Origin of the sequence: Citrobacter sp. wls827 (genome assembly GCF_005280875.1) — a bacterium.
Taxonomy (GTDB): domain Bacteria; phylum Pseudomonadota; class Gammaproteobacteria; order Enterobacterales; family Enterobacteriaceae; genus Citrobacter; species Citrobacter youngae.
Genome location: NZ_SZWR01000017.1, coordinates 285489 through 306737, shown reverse-complemented (window position 1 = coordinate 306737; position 21249 = coordinate 285489). Strand labels below are relative to the sequence as shown.

Genomic DNA, 21249 nt, shown 5'->3' with positions numbered 1-21249 from the left:
TTATGCTTCAGGACAACCCGCTGCTAGCGCAGCTTAAACAGCAACTACATTCCCAGACGCCACGTGCTGAAGGGGTGGTAAAAGCCACGGAAAAAGGCTTTGGCTTCCTGGAAGTCGATGCACAAAAAAGCTATTTCATTCCACCGCCGCAGATGAAAAAAGTGATGCATGGCGACCGCATTGTGGCGGTTATCCATACGGAAAAAGATCGCGAATCTGCCGAACCGGAAGAACTGATCGAGCCGTTCCTGACGCGCTTCGTGGGCAAAGTTCAGGGTAAGAATGACCGCCTGTCCATTGTGCCGGATCATCCGCTCCTGAAAGATGCGATTCCCTGCCGCGCCGCGCGTGGCGTTGAACATGAATTTAAAGAAGGTGACTGGGCTGTTGCAGAAATGCGTCGCCACCCGTTAAAAGGCGACCGCACCTTCTACGCCGAGTTAACCCAATTTATTACCTTCGCTGACGATCACTTCGTTCCGTGGTGGGTCACACTGGCTCGCCATAATCTGGAAAAAGAAGCACCCGATGGCATCGCCACTGAGATGCTGGATGAGGGTCTGGTGCGCGAGGACTTAACCGCACTGAACTTCGTCACCATCGACAGCGCCAGTACGCAGGACATGGATGACGCGCTTTACGCCGAAGAACAAACGGACGGTAAATTGCAGTTAACCGTCGCGATTGCCGATCCTACCGCCTGGATTGCTGAAGGCAGTAAGCTGGATAACATTGCAAAAATTCGTGCATTTACCAACTACCTGCCGGGGTTCAACATCCCAATGTTGCCGCGCGAGCTTTCGGACGATCTGTGTTCTCTGCGTGCTAACGAAATTCGCCCGGTTCTGGCCTGCCGCATGAGCATCACTGCTGACGGCACGATCGAAGACAATATCACCTTCTTCGCAGCAACGATTGAATCGAAAGCGAAGCTGGCCTACGACAACGTCTCTGACTGGCTTGAAGGCACGGGTGACTGGCAGCCGGAGAATGACGCAATTGCACAGCAGATCCATCTGCTGCACCGTATCTGTCTCAGTCGTGGCGAATGGCGCCATAATCACGCTCTGGTATTCAAAGACCGCCCGGATTACCGTTTTGTTCTCGGTGAAAAAGGCGAAGTACTGGATATCGTGGCGGAACCGCGCCGCATCGCGAACCGCATTGTGGAAGAGTCCATGATTGCGGCGAACATTTGTGCTGCCCGCGTACTGCGCGACAAGCTGGGCTTTGGTATTTATAACGTGCATATGGGATTCGATCCGGCTAACGCAGAAGCACTGGCTGCCCTACTGAAAACCCATGGTATGCACGTTGATGCTGAAGAGGTCCTGACGCTGGAAGGCTTCTGTAAACTGCGTCGTGAACTGGATGCGCAGCCTTCCGGTTTCCTCGACAGCCGCATCCGCCGATTCCAGTCTTACGCTGAGATTAGCACCGAGCCGGGTCCGCATTTTGGTCTGGGCCTGGAAGCTTATGCCACCTGGACCTCGCCTATCCGTAAATATGGCGACATGATCAACCATCGCTTGCTTAAGGCCATCATCAAAGGTGAGACAATTTCCCGCCCGCAGGATGATACGACTTTGCAGATGGCTGAACGTCGCCGCCTGAACCGCATGGCCGAACGTGATGTGGGTGACTGGCTGTATGCACGTTTTCTGAATGACAAAGCCGGCACCGACACCCGCTTTGCGGCCGAGATTATTGATGTCAGCCGTGGTGGTATGCGTGTACGTTTAATTGATAACGGCGCGGTAGCCTTTATTCCGGCCCCCTTCCTGCACGCGGTTCGTGATGAACTGGTGTGTAGCCAGGAAAGTGGTACGGTCCAGATCAAAGGTGAGGTGGTTTACAAAGTTACTGATGTCATTGACGTCACCATCGCCGAAGTGCGGATGGAAACCCGCAGCGTCATCGCGCGCCCTGCCGTATAATACGCATTAACTCAACGACCTTTCTCTTTTGTGAAAGGTCGTTTTCTTTTTTCCCGACCAATTGCCTGCCACGCACTACACTTCTTCCATCCAGTCAGATTTATTTTTTACTATTTTCCGTTCGCCAGCTTTGCTTTTTCCTGAATCTGGATTACACATAAATATATAAATAAAACAATATGTTCAGCCATCATCACCCTTTGAATTATGGCTACCCTTACTTTTGAGGCTCTATGCGCTTTAAACGGGATAGTACACATCATGAAAGACGTTCGGGAGCTGGCTACGTTGTATAGCTATGTGGGCACCCATAACCCCTACTGGCGTTTGTCAGAGGATTGCGACATCCTGCATTTCTCTATTGACGAAGCGGCAGAAACGAACCAAAACATCGAATTATCACCTGAGCAAGCCGACCGCATCCGGGAGATGACGGTCATCACGTCAAGCCTGTTAATAACACTGTCGATTGAAGATGACGATATCCCTGTTCACCTGGTCGGGCGGAAAATAAATAAACGCGAATGGGCCGGAAGTGCATCCGCCTGGGATGATACCCCTCCGGTCGCCCGCGATTTGGCACAAGGACTTTCTTTTGCCGAACAGGTGGTCTCTGAAGCCAACTCCGTTATTGTCATCCTTGACCGCATGGGGAACATTCAGCGTTTCAATCGCCTGTGTGAAGAATATACCGGACTCAAAGAACGCGAAGTGATTGGTCAAAGTGTCTTCACGCTGTTTATGAGTCGACGCGAAGCCGCAGCCTCCAGACGCAACATCGATGTTTTCTTTCGCGAAGGTAACTCATATGAAGTCGAACGTTGGGTGAAGACCTGTAAAGGTCAGCGACTGTTTCTGTTTCGCAATAAATTTGTGCACAACGGCAGCGGTAAGAACGAAATATTTCTAATCTGCTCAGGTACCGATATCACCGAAGAACGGCGTGCTCAGGAACGCCTGAGAGTTCTGGCAAATACCGACTCCATTACCGGATTACCTAATCGGAATGCGATTCATGAACTGATCACTGAAGCCATTGAGAATGCAGGAGATACCCAGGTTGGTATTGTGTACCTCGACCTGGATAATTTCAAAAAAGTAAACGATGCCTACGGACATATGTTCGGCGATCAACTGTTGCAAAGCGTGTCACTGGCAATTCTCAGCTGTCTTGATGATAACCAGTTACTGGCCCGTTTTGGTGGCGATGAGTTTATTGTCCTCGCGACTCAAACATATCAAGTGGCGCTGGAAGCCACGGCATCACGTATTTTGACCCGTTTGCGCCAGCCCTTCCGAATTGGCCTGATTGAGGTTTATACCGGTTGTTCGATTGGAATTTCCCTTGCACCACAGCATGGACACGACTGCGAGAGCGTTATTCGCAATGCCGATACCGCCATGTATACCGCAAAGGAAGGCGGACGGGGACAATTCTGCGTTTTCTCTCCGGAAATGAACCAGCGAGTCTTTGAGTATCTTTGGCTGGATACCAACTTGCGTAAGGCGCTGGAAAACGATCAACTGTTGATTCATTACCAGCCGAAAATAACATGGCGTGGTGAAGTACGTAGTCTGGAGGCGCTGGTGCGCTGGCAGTCCCCTGAACGTGGTCTCATTCCTCCGCTGGAGTTTATCTCCTACGCTGAAGAATCAGGCTTGATTGTGCCGCTGGGGCGCTGGGTTATTCTCGACGTTGTTCGTCAGGTCGCAAAGTGGCGCGATAAAGGGATTAATCTGCGAGTGGCCGTGAACGTTTCTGCTCGCCAGCTTGCCGATCAGACGCTGTTTACCGACCTGAAACAGGTGCTTCACGATCTCAATTTTGAATATTGCCCTATCGATGTCGAATTGACCGAGAGCAGTTTAATTGAAAACGAACACCTGGCACTGTCCGTTATTCAGCAATTTAGCCAGCTTGGGGCACAGATCCATTTAGATGATTTTGGGACGGGTTATTCATCGTTGTCTCAACTGGCCCGCTTCCCACTTGATGCCATTAAGCTGGACCAGGCGTTCGTCAGGGATATTCATAAACAACCCATTTCACAGTCGCTGGTGCGCGCTATTGTCGCAGTGGCGCAGGCGCTTAACCTACAGGTGATAGCTGAAGGCGTTGAAAGTACGAAAGAGGATGCTTTTTTGACCAAAAATGGCGTCAATGAACGTCAGGGTTTTTTGTTCGCCAAGCCAATGCCAGCCGCTGCATTTGAACGTTGGTATAAACGTCATCTGAATAAAAAATTGCGATAACGCAACAAGAAAAGTGCAAGGGATAAACGTGAAAAATAGCCATAAATGGACACTACGTGATGACCATATCTGTATGTAATCACGGAATATATAATATTCTCCAATCATTCATGTTAATACTATTTTTCCCTTCTCTTTTGGCATGAATTTCTGCATCATGAAATTCAAACCTTTTTGACATTAGGATGATGACCATGTCTGATACCGACGCACAACGTCTGGCCGAGCGCATTGATACTGTGCTGGATATTCTCGTTGCAGGCGATTACCACTCAGCGATCCACAATCTCGAAATTCTCAAGGCTGAACTGTTAGATACGGTCAAAGAAGATACCGCGTCTGTGTCAAAAAAACCGAAGGCCCCGTGGGAAATCTGATGACTTCACTCACGTTATGTCGCTGTAGCCATCAGATTTCAGATAACGCAGCTACCGTTTAATTTCCGATACGATATCGCTATAAAAATTAATACTATGAATTCCCGACAACAATCTATTTTGCAGATGGTGATCGATAAAGGTCAGATGAGCGTGGCCGACCTGGCTAAAATCACCGGTGTCTCCGAAGTGACGATTCGACAGGATCTGAACACACTGGAAAAACAGAGCTACTTGCGCCGTGCGCACGGTTTTGCGGTGTCACTGAACAGTGATGATGTCGAAACGCGCATGATGACCAATTTCACCCTTAAACGTGAACTGGCCGAATTTGCGGCGTCACTGGTTAATCCTGGTGAATCCGTCTTTATTGAAAATGGCAGCAGCAATGCGCTGCTGGCCAGAACGTTGGCAGAACAAAAAGATGTCACCATCATCACGGTCAGTAGCTACATCGCGCACCTGCTCAAAGAAACACCGTGTGAAGTCATTCTCCTCGGTGGGATCTATCAGAAAAAAAGCGAGAGCATGGTCGGACCGCTGACTCGCCAGTTTATTCAGCAGGTACATTTCAGTAAAGCCTTTATCGGTATTGACGGCTGGCAGGCTGACACCGGCTTCACCGGGCGTGATATGATGCGCTCTGATGTGGTTAATGCGGTTCTGGAAAAAGGTGCTGAGGTGATTGTACTCACCGATAGCTCTAAATTTGAGGCCATTCATCCATACACGCTGGGCCCGTTAGACAGATTCAGTCGCGTAGTCACGGACTCCAGACTCAGCGCCAGCGTGCAAATGCAACTTGAACACTCGGGTTTAACCGTCAATATCATTGATGCTCACGCATAATACTTCAGCAGATGATTTGTCCGCGGGCAGATCATCTTCTCTCTGAGACTTATCCGACAGTCCAATTAAGACTTTTTACCTGTCGTTAACAGGATAAAGTCGTAGAATTAATGTTAGCGATATAACAGGAGCGAACAGTCACCTCAGGATTTGATTGTAACGTCCTGCGCTAAACGGTTTCGCGGAAATATCTTTAGTCGTCCTATTTTGGCGCTATCATTAAAGTGAACTGGATTCCGTGATTCAATAATTCAGGAGAAAGTATTATGTTAGTAACGAGCAAAAAAATGACCGCTGCCATTCTGGCGATTACACTAGCAATGTCTTTGAGTGCCTGCTCTAACTGGTCCAAACGTGACCGTAACACTGCGATAGGTGCTGGTGCAGGTGCGATAGGCGGTGCAGTCCTGACTGACGGCAGCACGCTGGGTACGCTGGGTGGTGCTGCAGTAGGTGGTATTATCGGCCACCAGGTGGGTAAATAATTTACGGTTGAACGGCTCGATATAATAATACGTTTACTTTTTCAGGTTTGTATTATTAGAGAAGCCACGGATGCTCTCCGTGGCTTTTTTATTAGCCGCCGGCCAGCTTAACTTTCATTCCTTTGGCTTCCAGCAGCGATTTTATCAGGTCGCGTTTATCACCCTGAATTTCAATTACGCCGTCCTTCACTGCCCCACCACAACCACATTTTTTTTTCAGCTCTGCGGCCAATTTAACCAGTGCAGCGTCATCTTGATCAATACCGGTAATCAGGCAAACGCCCTTACCTTTACGACCGCTGGTCTGGCGCTGGATGCGAACAATACCATCGCCCTTCGGACGCTCTGCTACCACTCTGGGTTCATCAATTCGTCCGGACTCAGTTGAATAAACCAGTCGAGAGTTTGAGTCGCTCATTTATGCACCTCGATTCAGAGAGGCGTTGATCATCTTCAGCGTTTGCGCCGGATCTTCCGACTGCGTGACTGGACGACCAATCACCATGTAATCCACACCAGCGGCCAGCGCCTGCTGTGGCGTCATAATACGGCGCTGGTCACCCGCCTCACTACCTTCAGGACGAATGCCTGGCGTCACCAGCTTGAATGTCTGTCCAAACGCCTGCTTGAACCTCAACGCTTCATGCGCCGAGCATACTACCCCGTCCAACCCACAATTTTGCGTCAAACGCGCCAACTTTTCAGCATGCTCCGCAGGTGACAACGTCACACCAAGATCGGCAAGGTCGGTGGCTTCCATACTGGTCAGGACCGTCACTGCAATTAACAGTGGCGCATCTTTACCAAAAGGCAGTAATGCCTCGCGGGCAGCGGTCATCATTCGTGCCCCACCAGAAGCATGCACGTTTACCATCCAGACGCCAAGGTCAGCAGCTGCCGCGACGGCATGCGCCGTGGTGTTGGGAATATCATGAAATTTCAAATCCAAAAAGATGTCGAAGCCACGTTGTTGCAGATCCCGTACCAATTGAGGTCCAAAAAGCGTGAACATCTCTTTGCCCACTTTCAAACGACAATCACGGGGATCAATTCTGTCGACAAACGCTAATGCCTTATCACGATTTGAGTAATCCAACGCGACAACGACGGGAGAATCAGTAGCTGCGCGGGAAGAAGATGAAGCAGTAAACGTCATGACCAGACCTTCTTGATGATGGGCGCACGAACGGCGCAAAATGGATAAACGGCGTGCATTCTACCTGTGGTAATAGAAAATTAACAGGTGCGTTTACATTTCTGCGAAACGATGTGGCTCAGGAGCCTGAGCGCTGGATGAAGAAAAATAAATAAGTATGTTGTAACTAAAGTGAGTTTTTTTTAAAAATTAGAGCCCGTCCAGACCGCGAATTGGCTTAATGGTTGACCAGGAGCGGCACGATGGGCAGTGCCAGTACAGCGAATAAGCAGTAAACCCGCACTTTTGGCAACGATAACGCGGCTTGCTGCGCACCTGCTCACCAACCATATCGCGCAGGACCATCAGACTCTCTTTTGCGCGCCCTTCTTCCGCTTCATTAAGGTGGTAATCCATCAGTTTATGGAACACGCGCATCGTCGGATGACGTTGCAACTGACGGGTAATATAAACCTGCGCAGTATCAGTACCCTCGCGCGCCTCAAGAATATCAGCCAGCATCAACTCAGCGGCAGCACCGGTGTTTTCTTCGACCGCACGGCGTAAAAACTCCGCCCATTCATCGTTTTTACCCAGCTGTTGGTAGCAGCTCTGCAGCATTTCCAGCGTTTCACTGACCAACTCTTTATCCTGCGAGATCACGCGTTGCAGGCATTCAACGGCCTTCGCGTAATCTCCCTTCAGCATGTAAACGCGCCCCATCATAATCGAGACACGAGCACTGTTTTTGTCTGCAGCAGATCCTTTTTTCAGCAATGCCATGGCGCGATCCATATCGTCGCTACCCATTTGCTGCAAGGCCAGTTCACAGTAAAAATGCGCTATTTCAATACGCTGTTTATCTTTGCCGAGTTTCACCAGTCGTTCTGCAACATCAATGGCTTTTTGCCATTCGCTGGTTGCCTGATAGATTTGCAACAGTTGCTGCAATGCCCCTACACGGAAATCCGTTTCATCAGTTAGCTGATTGAACATGTCTTCCGCACGGTCATACAATCCGGCTGCCATGTAGTCACGTCCCAACTGCTGTACAGCCAACAAACGTTGCTCGTAAGTCAGCGAAGCACTTTCCATGAGGGTTTGGTGGATACGGATAGCGCGGTCGACTTCACCGCGTGAGCGGAACAGGTTTCCGAGGGTGAGATGAGCCTCAACGGTGCCGGTATCCTCTTTCAACATATCGAGGAACAGATCTACCGCTTTATCTTGTTGGTTGCTCAAGAGGAAGTTAACCCCGGCGACATAGTCGCGCGAAAGACGGTTAGCTTCATCCTGCTTTGTTTGTTGCGCACTTCTGCGACCCATATACCACCCATAGGCAGCGGCTACAGGCAAAAGCAGAAACAACAACTCCAACATAAATAATTATTCCTTCACAACCGACGAGTCGGCAGTTACCGCAACGTCGGTCGCAGGCGCAAGCTGGTTTTCCAGGCGTTTAATTTTGCGTTCGGCGCGCGCAAGAGACACACGAACCTTCAGCCAGAACAGGCCGCAAATTAACCAACCAATCGCAAAACCTGCTGCAAACAATACAGCAAGCAGCGTGGAGATACGATACTCACCCTGAGCTAGCAGGTAATTAAACGTAACCTGTTGATCGTTTTGCGCACCCAATGTCACCGAAATAACAAAAATCGCCAACACCAGTAAGAAAATGAGTAAATATTTCACATTACTTCCCGTTATGTGGTTTGAGCGAATAAATCGTGTACAACTTACCGCGTTAAGCCTTTTAAATTACCATTTTCACGACGAGTGCGAAACGGAAAAGCGCCTTACGCTGTATGATTTGAGGGCTAAATTTGAAAAATCAATCACGGTCTGCGTTATTGCTCACGCTGCGCTATTTCCTTTGTCTCCTGGACGGGCGGTGTCAGAGGTCCACATATTCGCTGTGCAAGCCATGTTGCCAGCGTTACCAGCAGCCACGATATCAGCGTCGCAACAACCAAATCGCGCGGCCAGTGCATGCCCAGAAGCAAACGACTGCCCATTACGCCGGTCGCCCAGACGAGTAAGAACACAATCGTCAGCGTGCGCCTGCGTGGCCATAACAACCCGACACCCAGTAACGCCCAACTGGCAGCAAACAGGGTATGCCCGGAAGGGAAAGCAAAACCGGTCTCTTTTTGCCAGTGCTTACGTAAAAAAGGCGGAATATCCTGCTGCCCGGACAACTGCTCTTTTACTAAGTGTCCGCGATCTTTACGTTTTAAAGTGTAGAACTCATCTACCGGAACATGGTGCGTTTTTTCCAGCCACAGAACAAATGGCCGGGGCTCCTGCACCCTCTCTTTAACCCAGGATTTCACACCCTGGCCAATTAAGATAGCCGCCGCCAGGATCGCAAATAGCATAAACGCAGCTTTCAGACGAAATCGCAGACACCACAAAAACCACGCACAGAGAACAACATGGGTGATAATCCCCCAGGGTTGCGTCACCGTTTCAGTTACCCAGTATAAGGATTTTAACCACCAGACATTCTGTCCAGGCTGCCAGCTCCAGCCGGATATCCATACGGAAACCGGCATAATCAGTAACAGTGCTGCGCCTACAGTGGTTCGCTTGGCAATAGACAGCATTGCGTCTCCTTTCGTCGATAAGTCCCACAATCATAACTGAAAAATCCGCACACCGGGGAAATTGACAATTTTGTGCCATTCGGAAATGAATGCGTTGCTGCAATTAGGTGAACACCCTTGCCTTATGGCAAAATAGTGCAATACAGAAGCCAACAGGCTACGGCACGCATAGTGCCAGCATAATCTGGAGAATTACATGCAGCTTAAACGTGTGGCAGAAGCCAAACTGCCAACCCCCTGGGGTGATTTCCTGATGGTGGGATTTGAAGAACTGGCAACCGGACACGATCATGTCGCACTGGTTTTTGGCGATATTTCAGGCCAGACGCCTGTCCTGGCACGTGTTCATTCCGAATGTCTGACCGGCGATGCGCTGTTCAGTCTGCGTTGTGATTGTGGCTTTCAACTGGAAGCGGCGCTTACGCATATCGCTGAAGAAGGACGCGGTATTCTGCTCTACCATCGTCAGGAAGGACGTAACATCGGCCTGTTGAATAAGATCCGCGCCTATGCGTTGCAGGATCAGGGCTATGACACCGTCGAAGCCAACCATCAGTTAGGCTTTGCGGCGGACGAGCGTGACTTCACCTTGTGTGCTGATATGTTCAAATTATTGGGCGTGGATGAAGTCCGTCTGCTAACCAATAACCCGAAGAAAGTGGAAATTCTGACAGAAGCTGGGATCAATATTGTGGAGCGTGTGCCGCTAATTGTTGGCCGTAACCCGAAGAATGAACACTATCTGGATACCAAAGCCGCTAAGATGGGACATCTGTTAAGCGAGTGACATTCTCGCTTGCTGACAGTACAAAAAGCCTGCTTTCGCAGGCTTTTTTATAATTTAATTCAACACATTACGAATAACATAGTGCAAAATACCATCGTTTTGGTAATAGGTCAGCTCTGTCGCGGTATCAATACGACAGCGACACGAAATCACCTCTTTTCGCCCATCCGCACGGACCATATTCACCGGGATAGTCGCTCCCGGTTTAATATTTTGTAAGTCCGTAATATCAATGACTTCCTCCCCGGTTAACCCCAGGGTTTTACGTGTAACCCCCTGCGGAAATTCCAGAGGCAGGATCCCCATGCCAATCAGGTTAGAACGGTGGATGCGCTCAAAAGATTCGGCGATTACTACGCGAATACCTAACAAACGCGGGCCTTTCGCCGCCCAGTCCCGACTGGAACCCGAGCCATACTCCTTGCCAGCAACAATCGCCAACGGGGTCTTCTCTTGCTGGTATTGCATAGCGGCGTCATAGATAGCCATCACTTCTGTACCCGGCAAATGACGCGTCATCCCCCCTTCCACACCCGGTACCATTTCGTTACGGATACGGATATTGGCAAACGTGCCACGCATCATTACTTCGTGGTTTCCACGGCGAGAACCGTAGGAGTTAAAATCTTTGCGCTCAACACCGTGGCTTTGCAGATAGCGACCCGCCGGGCTGTCCGGCTTGATGCTCCCCGCAGGAGAAATATGATCGGTGGTGACGGAATCGCCGAGCATCGCCAGGATACGAGCACCATGGATATCCTGTACCGGGTCCGGCTTCGCCTGCATACCATCAAAGAACGGTGATAACCGGATGTAGGTTGAGTCCGACTGCCAGCCATAGGTGTCTGCACGATCAACATTAATCGACTTCCATTCCGGCGTGCCTTCGAACACTTCGGCATACTCTTTATGGAACATCTCGGTAGAGACCTGCTCCACGGCACGGGCAATTTCCTGCGCACTCGGCCAGATATCTTTCAGATAGACAGGATCGCCTTTTCTGTTATGACCCAGCGGATCTTTCGTCAGATCAATATTCATATTCCCGGCCAGCGCATAAGCCACCACCAGCGGCGGAGAAGCCAGCCAGTTTGTCTTCACCAGCGGGTGGATACGCCCTTCAAAGTTACGGTTACCGGAAAGCACCGCCCCTACCGTCAGATCACCTTTTTTAATCGCCGTTTCAATAGGGTCAGGTAACGGGCCAGAGTTGCCGATACAGGTAGTACAGCCATAACCAACAAGGTTAAAACCCAGCTCATCAAGATACGGCGTCAGTTTTGCCTGCGCCAGGTAATCAGAGACGACTTTTGACCCAGGCGCCAGCGACGCTTTCACCCACGGTTGGCGCTTCAGACCAAGCGTCACTGCTTTTTTCGCCAGCAACCCAGCCGCCATCAGGACGCTGGGGTTGGAGGTGTTGGTACATGACGTGATCGCTGCAATCACCACAGCACCATCCGGTAGCTGATATTGATGACCGCTCATGACATAGTCGACCGGTTGACGATCTTTTTGCGAGCTATTCACTTCAAGTTCATTACTCGCGGCGAATGCTTTCGGCACATCACCCAATGCGACACGATCCTGTGGACGCTTCGGCCCGGCCAGGCTGGCTTCCACAGTGCCCATGTCCAGTTCCAATGAGCTGGTAAACACAGGTTCATCACCTGGGTTACGCCACATCCCCTGTGCTTTAGCATACGCACCGACTAATTCAACCTGCTCTTCACTACGCCCACTCAGACGCATGTATTCAAGAGTTACCCCGTCAATCGGGAAAAAGCCGCAGGTTGCGCCGTATTCCGGCGACATGTTAGCAATGGTCGCCCGGTCAGCGAGCGGCAGGCTGTCCAGCCCATCACCATAGAACTCAACAAATTTACTGACCACACCGTGTTTACGCAGCATCTGCGTGACGGTCAGTACCAGATCGGTAGCGGTGATCCCTTCGCGAAGTTTACCAACAAGTTTGAAGCCCACGACATCCGGAATCAGCATTGAAACCGGTTGCCCCAGCATGGCGGCCTCAGCTTCAATCCCTCCGACACCCCAGCCCAGCACACCGAGACCATTAATCATCGTGGTATGGGAATCGGTACCGACCAGCGTATCCGGGTAAGCGATCCACTCGCCGTTTTGCAGCTCACTCCACACCGCTTTACCCAGGTATTCGAGGTTTACCTGGTGGCAAATTCCTGTTCCCGGTGGAACGACACTGAATCGGCTAAATGCCTGCTGCCCCCATTTAAGGAACACATAGCGCTCATGGTTGCGCTCCATTTCCAGTCGAACGTTCTCTTCAAAAGCATCATCGTCACCAAAACGATCGACCGTAACGGAGTGATCAATAACCAGATCAACAGGTGAAAGCGGGTTCACTTTTGCTGTATCCCCGCCAAGGCGTTTAACCGCTTCGCGCATGGCAGCCAGATCGACCACTGCCGGAACGCCGGTAAAGTCCTGCATGAGAACGCGAGCGGGTCGGTAGGCAATTTCGCGCTCGGCATGCGCCGTTTTCAGCCATTGCGCCAGAGCATGAATATCCTCTTCGGTAACAGAATCACCGTCCTGCCAGCGAAGCAGGTTTTCCAGCAATACTTTTAGTGATTTAGGTAAACGGGTGATATCACCCAGTGATTTGGCAGCCAGGGGCAAACTGTAGTAGCGGTAGGTTTTATCTTTAACCTGCAATGTGTCCTTACTGGCTTCTCGTAGGGTAGACGACATAGCTCCTCCTTAAATGACAGGGTTGGATCCCCTGATCTTCCTCAGGGTTAGTATTAAAGATAACACAAACAAAATGTAACGCTTTGATAACAACTCAAATTGATAAACGAGGAGAACGACAAAAAGGTAACGAACTATGCAAGTGGCGGGGAATAAGATTAAAGTGCGGTAAATGAACGGACCCGATACATCGATGCAACCGACAATACACTGTTTAGATGACGTACTGCGATTGCGATGTGATTATTCATACTGAATTCAATAAGCATGTTAATACTTATTATTATAAAAAACGTATTGCTTATTGTTCTTGCTTATCATCTTCAATAAACAGATCAATAAATGCCCGTTGCTCAGGTGAAAGATCCCACGAAGCGGGAATATCCTGCTTTTTTTCTATAACGGTTTCATTCTCTTGCTCATTATTATGATGAGCAGGTGTAACAGTAGACTGCTGTTCCTGTGTGGACATCAATTACCCCCACACTTTCCAGACCACCAGAGCAACCACGATCCAGAACACGGCGGAGCCCAGAAACACGATGAACCATGCTTTACGTTTCATCGCGGGATCTCTGCGCGCAGGCTGGTTTCCAGAAGGCATTGCTAACCTCATACTATCGAAATCACTTATCATTTAGGCACCAAACAATCGGTACAATTAATCATCAGATAAGAGGAATCCTAATAAAAACATCCTGAAAAAGCCAGATAATTTTCGAACCCAGCTTTATAAATAACTTAATTGTTTGATCGGTTATAAATATTTGAAAGGGATTTTGGCAGGGTTACTCATTTGAAACTACTTTGGAGAATATTTTCCATAAATAATTTAGGGATAATAGACAAATAAAAATCATGAATACATTCAACCGCCCCGCTGGTATGGCTGGAGACCCAGGATACCAACGAGGCAACTTCCGTTATTATTTCTCTGGCAATTTAATATCTTTGAACATAGCTTCAATATCATCGTTGGAACGCAACGCCACCGCCGTATCCACCACATCGCGTGTCAGATGCGGTGCGAAACGCTGAATAAAATCATACATGTAGCTGCGTAAAAACGTGCTGCGACGAAAACCAATTTTAGTGGTGCTGTGACTGAAAATATCATGAGCATCAACACGCACCAGATCCGGATCAGAGATAGGATCTACCGCCATGCTGGCAATCACGCCCACGCCCAGCCCCAGTCGGACATAGGTCTTAATAACATCGGCATCAGTCGCGGTAAAGACAATACGCGGCTCAAGACCCGCGCGATTAAACGCGGTATCCAGTTCTGAGCGCCCCGTAAAACCAAAGGTGTAAGTCACCAACGGATATTGCGCCAGCTCTTCAATGGATACGGAGGCTTTGCCTGCCAACGGATGGTCTGGCGTAACAACAATCGAACGGTTCCAGTGATAGCATGGCAGCATCACCAGATCATCGTACAAATGCAGTGCTTCCGTCGCGATGGCAAAATCAGCATTCCCTTTCGAAACGGCCTCGGCAATTTGCGTCGGCGATCCCTGATGCATATGCAACGAGACGCGAGGATAACGCTCAATAAAACCTTTAATCACGTTGGGCAGCGCGTAACGCGCCTGGGTGTGCGTGGTTGCGATATACAACGAGCCTTTGTCGGGCCAGGTATGTTCACCTGCAACCGACTTAATAGCATCCACTTTAGACAAGACTTCGCGGGCAATACGAATAACTTCCTGCCCTGCCGGAGTCACCTGCGTCAGGTGCTTACCGCTACGGGCAAAAATCTGGATGCCAAGCTCATCTTCCAGCATACGAACTTGCTTACTGATCCCTGGCTGGGAGGTATAGAGTCCTTCGGCCGTTGAGGAGACATTAAGGTTGTGATTTACCACCTCAACGATATAGCGAAGCTGCTGTAATTTCATGTTAAGCCATCCAGAATTATGCCATCAGAACATCGTTTAAAAGCAGACTCACACGCGCTGCTAATACGATTTAATAATAAAAAGCCTGCCAACTATAACCACTATATCATTTCTATGTACGCTGTATAGGGATGACAAAAAATAATACGCCAGAAACAAAAAGGGCCGCTTACGCGACCCTTTGAGGAGAAATTCAGCCGGAATGCTGTTATTTCTTCCCTTCTACCCATTTGCCATCAACGAAAAATGCAGACCACCCGGTTGCTTTACCGTCTTTTTCCGCAGCGACATACTGCTGCTTAGTTTTACGGCTAAAGCGAACCATCGACTTATTTCCATCGGGGTCCGTCTGCGGCGCATCGGCCAGATAGCGCAGTTTTTCCGGCAAACGATCGCGGAAGCGATACAACTCTTCCACTAACGGCGCACGGGTTTCACGTGATTTCGGGAAGGTGTTCGCAGCCAGGAAAATACCTGCTGCACCATCACGCAACACGAAATACGCGTCCGATTTTTCACACGGCAGTTCCGGCAACGGAACAGGATCTTCTTTCGGCGGAGCCACTTCGCCGTTACGCAGGATCTTACGGGTGTTTTTACACTCGTCGTTAGTACATGCCATGTATTTACCGAAACGCCCCATTTTCAGGTGCATTTCAGAACCACATTTCTCGCACTCAACGACAGGACCGTCATAACCCTTAATGCGGAACTCGCCCTCTTCGATTTCGTAACCATCGCAGGTCGGGTTGTTACCACAGACATGCAGCTTACGTTTTGGATCGATGAGATAGCTGTCCATCGCCGTACCACACTTCTGGCAGCGACGTTTCGCGCGCAAAGCGTTCGTTTCCGCGTCGTCGCCTTCCAGCACGTTCAATACTTCGTTTTCCGGCACCAGGTTAATGGTGGTTTTGCAACGCTCTTTCGGGGAAAGTGCGTAGCCGGAGCAACCAAGGAAAACGCCGGTGCTGGCGGTACGAATACCCATCTTGCGCCCACATGTCGGACAATCAATGCTGGTCAGCACCATCTGGTTCGGACGCATACCGCCTTCTTCAGGATCTTTCTCGGCTTTATCCAGTTGCTGAGTAAAATCGCTGAAGAAGTTGTCGAGCACACCTTTCCACTCGGCTTCGTGGTTCGCCACCTGGTCAAGGCTGTCTTCCATCTGCGCGGTGAAATCGTAGTTCATCAGTTCGCGGAAGTTTTCTTCCAGACGGTCGGTGACGATTTCACCCATTTTTTCTGCGTAGAAACGACGGTTCTCCACGCGAACATAACCGCGATCCTGAATCGTAGAAATGATCGACGCATAGGTGGAAGGACGACCAATGCCACGCTTTTCAAGCTCTTTAACCAACGAAGCTTCACTAAAGCGCGCAGGCGGTTTAGTAAAGTGCTGTGCTGGCGTCAGTTCAATAAGCGTCAGCGTATCGCCTTTTTCTACCGCCGGTAAAATGCGATCTTCATCACCCTTACGCAGTGCAGGCATTACTTTCGTCCAGCCATCGAAGCGCAGAATACGACCGCGCGCCTTCAGACGGAAATCACCCGCGCCCACGGTCAGCGTGGTGGAGTCGTATTTCGCTGGCGTCATCTGACAGGCAACAAACTGGCGCCAGATCAGCTGATACAGTTTTTGCGCATCGGCTTCCATATCTTTCAGCGATTCTGCCTGTACGGCGACATCGGAAGGACGGATAGCTTCGTGCGCTTCCTGCGAGTTCTCTTTGCTGGCGTACTGGTTCGCGCTCTCCGGCAAATACTTTTTGCCAAAATTATCGCTGATGTAATCGCGAACCATCGCCACCGCATCCTGACTCAGGTTGGTTGAGTCAGTACGCATGTAAGTGATGTAACCCGCTTCATACAAGCGCTGCGCCATCATCATGGTTTTCTTCACACCGAAGCCCAGACGCGTGCTGGCGGCCTGCTGTAGCGTGGAGGTGATGAACGGCGCGCCCGGCTTGCTGCTGGTCGGCTTATCTTCACGTTCCAGAACGCTGTAGCGCGCTTTTTCCAGCAGGCTTACTGCCGCGAGTGTTTGCTCGCGATTAACCGGACGGAACGGTTTATCGTTCTGATGCGTCACTTCGAGCGGTAACGCGTCGCCGCCTGGCGTCGTGGTATTGGCATCAATTTCCCAGAACTCTTCGGGTACAAATGCCTTGATTTCGCGTTCACGCTCAACCACCAGACGCACGGCAACAGACTGTACGCGGCCAGCAGACAGGCCACGGGCAATTTTTTTCCACAGCAGCGGCGACACCATATAGCCGACAACGCGGTCCATAAAGCGACGCGCCTGTTGCGCATTAACGCGGTCGATGTTCAGCTCGCCCGGTTTTTCAAACGCCTGACGAATAGCATTTTTAGTAATTTCGTTAAACACCACGCGGCTGTAGCGGGTGTCGTCGCCACCGATAACTTCCCGCAGGTGCCAGGCAATGGCTTCCCCTTCGCGGTCAAGGTCGGTTGCGAGATAGATGTGGTCGGCTTTTTCAGCCAGTTGTTTCAGTTCAGAGACAACTTTCTCTTTACCAGGCAGCACTTCATAGCGCGCATCCCAGTTGTGCCACGGGTCAACGCCCATGCGGTTGACGAGAGCGCCACGTTCATCCTTTTTGGGCTTTTTAGCCGTTTTGGTGGAGGTTGAGTCGGCGCTCTTTTTAGTTGCTGAGCCACTAGTCGGCAAATCACGGATATGACCGACGCTGGATTTCACCACGTAGTCATTACCCAGATACTTGTTGATCGTTTTGGCTTTTGCCGGGGACTCAACGATGACAAGAGCTTTACCCATATTCACCTTTACCTAATTTGATTCTTCCAGAATGCGTCGCACGTTGATTCACCTTCCACTGGCGACGAGACATCGATATGGTCTCTGTGTCGGCGGATATCAACCCCTTAAACTGATTCGCGCTTGTAATGTAACGCTCATATAACTGAGTTAACAGGCTTTTTCACACGCAAACGCTATGGCGCGACGGAGTATTGGTCGAATGTCAAGCAAATCTGTTGCCAGATTGACGAAAGCGTCACACTGTACCTGATAAAATGCGTTACGCAACTTTATTAGCATGCAAAAACAAATCTCGCTAGTTGTAACACCGTCGTAAAACCTTCATTTGTGTCAGGGAATATTTGCCCATAAGCCGGGCTCGGCGTAGACTAATGTCCTTGTTTAAGGAGTAAAAAATGCATAAAGATACTCAACCCATCGATCGCGAGACACTGCTGATTGAAGCCAACAAAATCATTCGTGAGCATGAGGACACGCTGGCGGGGATTGTCGCCACCGGTGTTACGCAGCGAAATGGTGTGCTGGTTTTCAGCGGAGATTACTTTTTAGACGAGCAAGGGCTGCCGACGCCCAAAAGTACGGCTGTGTTTAATATGTTTAAACACCTGGCGCACGTACTTTCTGAAAAGTATCACTTGATCGATTAACGCGAGAAATCATTTGCCGGATGGCGGCGCTGCCTTCTCCGGCCTACGATGCTCTGAACCTGTAGGCCGGAGAAGATGCGTGAGCATCGCCATCCGGCAATTGCAATTTTACATCAGGGGCTTCTGTCCCCGCTGCCACCAACGCATGAGTAAGCGGTCTGCACTTTCTGCCGCGCTGCCAGTGAAACGGTCCATCAGTTTTTTACGCTGCATATAGCGGACGTTCAGCACTTCACGGCCATCCATCAACCCCAGAATCACTTCGTCACTGGTATTGATCTCATCGACCAACCCGTTTGCCAACGCCTGTTGCCCGAACCAGTGTTCACCTGTAGCAACCTGTTCGATGTCCAGAGTTGGACGCATGCGCTGCACAAAATCTTTAAACAGATGATGGGTTTCATTCAAATCTTCACGGAATTTCTGTCGCCCTTCTTCCGTGTTTTCACCAAGCAGTGTCAGCGTGCGTTTGTACTGTCCTGCCGTGTGCAGTTCGATATCAATATCCTTGTTTTTCAGGAAACGGTTAAAGTTTGGGATCTGCGCGACGACGCCAATAGAGCCGACAATGGCAAACGGCGCTGAGACAATTTTATCCGCCACGCAGGCCATCATATATCCGCCGCTGGCAGCGACTTTATCTACCGTGACGGTTAGCGGGATCTGCTTATCGCGCAGGCGTTGTAACTGCGAAGCGGCCAGACCATAGCCATGTACCACACCGCCGGGGCTTTCCAGACGCACAACCACCTGATCTTGCGGTTTCACCACTGCCAGTACCGCCGTGACCTCTTCCCGTAATGCGCTGACCTCGTGGGCGTCCATACTGCCCTTAAAATCAAGCACCCAGACGCGAGGTTTTTCTGATGACAAACTGTCCCCCAGTTTTGCTTTGGCTTTGGCGGTTTTGGCCTCCAGCTTGTGCTTCTTTTTCTGCGCTTTATGCCATAACTTCTGCTGATGACTATCCAACAATGCCATCGACAGATCTTCCTTCATCTCTTTATATTGATCGCTAAGATTAATAACGCGTAGTTCACCACGCTGACGCTTACGTTGTGTCGCGTTTACAATCAGCATGACAATCACCGCAATAGCCACCACAACAGTGACAATTTTTGCCAAAAACAGCCCATATTCAGACAACAATTCCACGAGACCCACCTTGGTTAAACAACGCTACTTTCGCTCAGTGTACAACAGGCGTGTAAACCCGTCTTGCTTCATCCATCCGATGCTGAATCGGCAAAAAGCATGACAAAGTGTTCATTTTGCGGTGTTATTACCTTTGGCTGATTGAAAAACACCAGTGTTTAAGGCATAAAGCCGAAAAGTTATCGCGAACGAGATGGCCAGACGTCGCCGAGGAGTAGCCGTGCATTACCAACCTAAACAAGACCTGTTACAGGATCGCATTATTCTGGTCACCGGAGCCAGTGATGGCATCGGGCGTGAAGCCGCGCTTACCTATGCACGCTACGGCGCGACCGTTATCCTGCTTGGACGTAATGAAGAAAAATTGCGTCAGGTTGCCCGCGCCGTCGCCGATGAAAACGGAACACAACCACAATGGTTCACGCTGGATCTACTGACCTGTACCTCTGAAGAATGTCACCAGCTTGCGCAGCGCATTGCTGCACATTTCCCGCGTCTGGATGGCGTACTGCATAACGCCGGATTGCTGGGCGATATCTGCCCGATGAGCGAACAAAACCCGCAGGTATGGCAGGATGTCATGCAGGTCAATGTCAACGCGACATTTATGTTGACTCAGGCATTGCTGCCGCTGTTACTCAAATCAGATTCAGGATCGCTGGTCTTCACCTCCTCCAGCGTCGGTCGTCAGGGACGGGCTAACTGGGGAGCGTACGCCACCTCGAAATTTGCTACTGAAGGAATGATGCAGGTACTGGCAGACGAATACCAGAATCGTCATCTGCGCGTAAATTGCATTAATCCAGGCGGCACGCGTACCGGCATGCGTGCCAGCGCATTCCCGACGGAAGATCCGCAAAAACTCAAAACCCCCGCCGATATTATGCCGCTTTACCTGTGGCTGATGGGCGATGACAGCCGCCGTAAAACCGGTATGACTTTTGATGCCCAGCCGGGCCGTAAACCAGGAATTGCCCAATGAGTGAAGAACGCTATCAGCAGCGCCAGCAGCGCGTAAAAGACCGGGTTGACGCGCGTGTTGCGGCCGCCAGGGACGAGCGCGGAATTATCATCGTTTTTACCGGTAATGGTAAAGGTAAAACTACAGCTGCGTTCGGTACAGCGACTCGCGCGGTGGGCCACGGCAAAAAAGTCGGTGTAGTGCAGTTCATTAAAGGTACATGGCCAAACGGCGAAAGAAACCTGCTCGAACCTCATGGTGTAGAATTTCAGGTGATGGCGACCGGGTTTACCTGGGAAACACAGAATCGTGAAGCTGACACCGCTGCCTGTCTGGCCGTATGGGAACACGGTAAGCGAATGTTGACCGATCCTGAGCTGGATATGGTTGTGCTGGATGAACTGACGTATATGGTGGCCTACGACTACCTACCGCTTGAAGAGGTGATCAACGCCTTAAACGCGCGCCCAGCCCAGCAGACGGTCATTATTACTGGTCGAGGATGCCATCGCGATATTCTGGAGTTAGCCGACACGGTCAGCGAGTTGCGTCCGGTCAAGCATGCTTTTGAGGCGGGCATTAAAGCCCAAATGGGGATTGATTACTAACAGCAG

20 protein-coding genes are annotated in these 21249 nt (G+C 50.3%); 9 read left to right on the top strand and 11 right to left on the bottom strand.

What is annotated here, in order from left to right; translation table 11 throughout:
• Positions 1–2: 2 nt before the first annotated feature.
• The 5 genes from FDX03_RS11995 to osmB all read left to right on the top strand — a co-directional run bounded on the left by FDX03_RS11995 (position 3) and on the right by osmB (position 5901).
• Positions 3–1937 carry an exoribonuclease II gene (locus FDX03_RS11995; protein WP_119922088.1) on the top strand — a complete coding sequence of 645 codons (1935 nt, stop codon included), beginning with the start codon at positions 3–5 and terminating at the stop codon, positions 1935–1937.
• A 261-nt stretch (positions 1938–2198) separates the two neighbouring features.
• On the top strand, positions 2199–4190 hold the full coding sequence (gene pdeR, locus FDX03_RS11990; protein ID WP_115601980.1) for a cyclic di-GMP phosphodiesterase: 1992 nt from the start codon (positions 2199–2201) through the stop codon (positions 4188–4190).
• A gap of 194 nt (positions 4191–4384) precedes the next feature.
• Entirely contained in the window at positions 4385–4567 is a 183-nt protein-coding gene (locus FDX03_RS11980) for a hypothetical protein (RefSeq protein WP_048211505.1), read from the top strand.
• Positions 4568–4663: 96 nt separating this feature from the next.
• A complete protein-coding gene (locus FDX03_RS11975) occupies positions 4664–5416 on the top strand; it encodes a DNA-binding transcriptional regulator YciT (RefSeq protein WP_048211504.1) in 753 nt (250 codons plus the stop codon).
• A 266-nt stretch (positions 5417–5682) separates the two neighbouring features.
• Positions 5683–5901: an osmotically-inducible lipoprotein OsmB gene (gene osmB, locus FDX03_RS11970; protein ID WP_003020583.1), complete on the top strand. Its 219-nt coding sequence runs from the start codon at positions 5683–5685 to the stop codon at positions 5899–5901.
• A gap of 91 nt (positions 5902–5992) precedes the next feature.
• Here osmB and yciH read toward each other — a convergent pair whose 3' ends face one another.
• The 5 genes from yciH to pgpB all read right to left on the bottom strand — a co-directional run bounded on the left by yciH (position 5993) and on the right by pgpB (position 9645).
• Entirely contained in the window at positions 5993–6319 is a 327-nt protein-coding gene (gene yciH, locus FDX03_RS11965; RefSeq protein WP_048211503.1) for a stress response translation initiation inhibitor YciH, read from the bottom strand.
• On the bottom strand, positions 6320–7057 hold the full coding sequence (gene pyrF / locus FDX03_RS11960) for an orotidine-5'-phosphate decarboxylase (protein WP_061068003.1): 738 nt from the start codon (positions 7055–7057) through the stop codon (positions 6320–6322).
• A 189-nt stretch (positions 7058–7246) separates the two neighbouring features.
• Positions 7247–8416 carry a lipopolysaccharide assembly protein LapB gene (gene lapB / locus FDX03_RS11955; protein ID WP_137345969.1) on the bottom strand — a complete coding sequence of 390 codons (1170 nt, stop codon included), beginning with the start codon at positions 8414–8416 and terminating at the stop codon, positions 7247–7249.
• Between the two features lie 6 nt (positions 8417–8422).
• Positions 8423–8731 (bottom strand): LapA family protein, encoded by a 309-nt coding sequence (locus FDX03_RS11950; protein ID WP_005126452.1) that lies wholly within the window; start codon positions 8729–8731, stop codon positions 8423–8425.
• A 155-nt stretch (positions 8732–8886) separates the two neighbouring features.
• Positions 8887–9645: a phosphatidylglycerophosphatase B gene (pgpB, locus tag FDX03_RS11945; protein ID WP_048211500.1), complete on the bottom strand. Its 759-nt coding sequence runs from the start codon at positions 9643–9645 to the stop codon at positions 8887–8889.
• A 196-nt stretch (positions 9646–9841) separates the two neighbouring features.
• On the opposite strand from pgpB, the gene ribA reads away from it, so the two are divergent.
• Complete coding sequence (ribA, locus tag FDX03_RS11940; RefSeq protein WP_005126450.1) at positions 9842–10432, top strand: GTP cyclohydrolase II; 591 nt, start codon at positions 9842–9844, stop codon at positions 10430–10432.
• A 54-nt stretch (positions 10433–10486) separates the two neighbouring features.
• Here ribA and acnA read toward each other — a convergent pair whose 3' ends face one another.
• The 5 genes from acnA to topA form a co-directional block, all read right to left on the bottom strand.
• Complete coding sequence (gene acnA / locus FDX03_RS11935) at positions 10487–13162, bottom strand: aconitate hydratase AcnA (protein WP_137345968.1); 2676 nt, start codon at positions 13160–13162, stop codon at positions 10487–10489.
• A 301-nt stretch (positions 13163–13463) separates the two neighbouring features.
• Complete coding sequence (locus FDX03_RS22715) at positions 13464–13634, bottom strand: hypothetical protein (RefSeq protein ID WP_162873148.1); 171 nt, start codon at positions 13632–13634, stop codon at positions 13464–13466.
• 3 nt (positions 13635–13637) lie between these two features.
• Positions 13638–13778 carry a YmiA family putative membrane protein gene (locus FDX03_RS11930; protein WP_213083770.1) on the bottom strand — a complete coding sequence of 47 codons (141 nt, stop codon included), beginning with the start codon at positions 13776–13778 and terminating at the stop codon, positions 13638–13640.
• A gap of 310 nt (positions 13779–14088) precedes the next feature.
• Positions 14089–15063, bottom strand: coding sequence for an HTH-type transcriptional regulator CysB (gene cysB, locus FDX03_RS11925; protein ID WP_005126442.1), 975 nt, complete (start codon positions 15061–15063; stop codon positions 14089–14091).
• 208 nt (positions 15064–15271) lie between these two features.
• On the bottom strand, positions 15272–17869 hold the full coding sequence (gene topA / locus FDX03_RS11920) for a type I DNA topoisomerase (RefSeq protein WP_061068007.1): 2598 nt from the start codon (positions 17867–17869) through the stop codon (positions 15272–15274).
• A 398-nt stretch (positions 17870–18267) separates the two neighbouring features.
• Here topA and FDX03_RS11915 point away from each other — a divergent pair, with 398 nt between their 5' ends.
• Complete coding sequence (locus FDX03_RS11915; protein ID WP_003020616.1) at positions 18268–18519, top strand: YciN family protein; 252 nt, start codon at positions 18268–18270, stop codon at positions 18517–18519.
• Positions 18520–18627: 108 nt separating this feature from the next.
• Here the strand turns inward: FDX03_RS11915 and sohB are convergent, their stop codons facing one another.
• Positions 18628–19674 (bottom strand): protease SohB, encoded by a 1047-nt coding sequence (gene sohB / locus FDX03_RS11910; RefSeq protein ID WP_115601975.1) that lies wholly within the window; start codon positions 19672–19674, stop codon positions 18628–18630.
• Between the two features lie 220 nt (positions 19675–19894).
• On the opposite strand from sohB, the gene FDX03_RS11905 reads away from it, so the two are divergent.
• Complete coding sequence (locus tag FDX03_RS11905; RefSeq protein ID WP_115601974.1) at positions 19895–20656, top strand: YciK family oxidoreductase; 762 nt, start codon at positions 19895–19897, stop codon at positions 20654–20656.
• A complete protein-coding gene (cobO, locus tag FDX03_RS11900; protein WP_061068008.1) occupies positions 20653–21243 on the top strand; it encodes a cob(I)yrinic acid a,c-diamide adenosyltransferase in 591 nt (196 codons plus the stop codon). Before FDX03_RS11905 ends, cobO begins: the two co-directional genes overlap by 4 nt.
• Positions 21244–21249 lie beyond the last annotated feature (6 nt).

Excerpts from the sequence above, each read along its gene's own strand:
- FDX03_RS11995 (WP_119922088.1), top strand. The coding sequence starts at position 3 with ATGCTTCAGGACAACCCGCTGCTAGCGCAGCTTAAACAGCAACTACAT.
- pdeR (WP_115601980.1), top strand. The coding sequence starts at position 2,199 with ATGAAAGACGTTCGGGAGCTGGCTACGTTGTATAGCTATGTGGGCACC.
- FDX03_RS11980 (WP_048211505.1), top strand. The coding sequence starts at position 4,385 with ATGTCTGATACCGACGCACAACGTCTGGCCGAGCGCATTGATACTGTG.
- FDX03_RS11975 (WP_048211504.1), top strand. The coding sequence starts at position 4,664 with ATGAATTCCCGACAACAATCTATTTTGCAGATGGTGATCGATAAAGGT.
- osmB (WP_003020583.1), top strand. The coding sequence starts at position 5,683 with ATGTTAGTAACGAGCAAAAAAATGACCGCTGCCATTCTGGCGATTACA.
- yciH (WP_048211503.1), bottom strand. The coding sequence starts at position 6,319 with ATGAGCGACTCAAACTCTCGACTGGTTTATTCAACTGAGTCCGGACGA.
- pyrF (WP_061068003.1), bottom strand. The coding sequence starts at position 7,057 with ATGACGTTTACTGCTTCATCTTCTTCCCGCGCAGCTACTGATTCTCCC.
- lapB (WP_137345969.1), bottom strand. The coding sequence starts at position 8,416 with ATGTTGGAGTTGTTGTTTCTGCTTTTGCCTGTAGCCGCTGCCTATGGG.
- pgpB (WP_048211500.1), bottom strand. The coding sequence starts at position 9,645 with ATGCTGTCTATTGCCAAGCGAACCACTGTAGGCGCAGCACTGTTACTG.
- ribA (WP_005126450.1), top strand. The coding sequence starts at position 9,842 with ATGCAGCTTAAACGTGTGGCAGAAGCCAAACTGCCAACCCCCTGGGGT.
- acnA (WP_137345968.1), bottom strand. The coding sequence starts at position 13,162 with ATGTCGTCTACCCTACGAGAAGCCAGTAAGGACACATTGCAGGTTAAA.
- FDX03_RS22715 (WP_162873148.1), bottom strand. The coding sequence starts at position 13,634 with ATGTCCACACAGGAACAGCAGTCTACTGTTACACCTGCTCATCATAAT.
- FDX03_RS11930 (WP_213083770.1), bottom strand. The coding sequence starts at position 13,778 with ATGAGGTTAGCAATGCCTTCTGGAAACCAGCCTGCGCGCAGAGATCCC.
- cysB (WP_005126442.1), bottom strand. The coding sequence starts at position 15,063 with ATGAAATTACAGCAGCTTCGCTATATCGTTGAGGTGGTAAATCACAAC.
- topA (WP_061068007.1), bottom strand. The coding sequence starts at position 17,869 with ATGGGTAAAGCTCTTGTCATCGTTGAGTCCCCGGCAAAAGCCAAAACG.
- FDX03_RS11915 (WP_003020616.1), top strand. The coding sequence starts at position 18,268 with ATGCATAAAGATACTCAACCCATCGATCGCGAGACACTGCTGATTGAA.
- cobO (WP_061068008.1), top strand. The coding sequence starts at position 20,653 with ATGAGTGAAGAACGCTATCAGCAGCGCCAGCAGCGCGTAAAAGACCGG.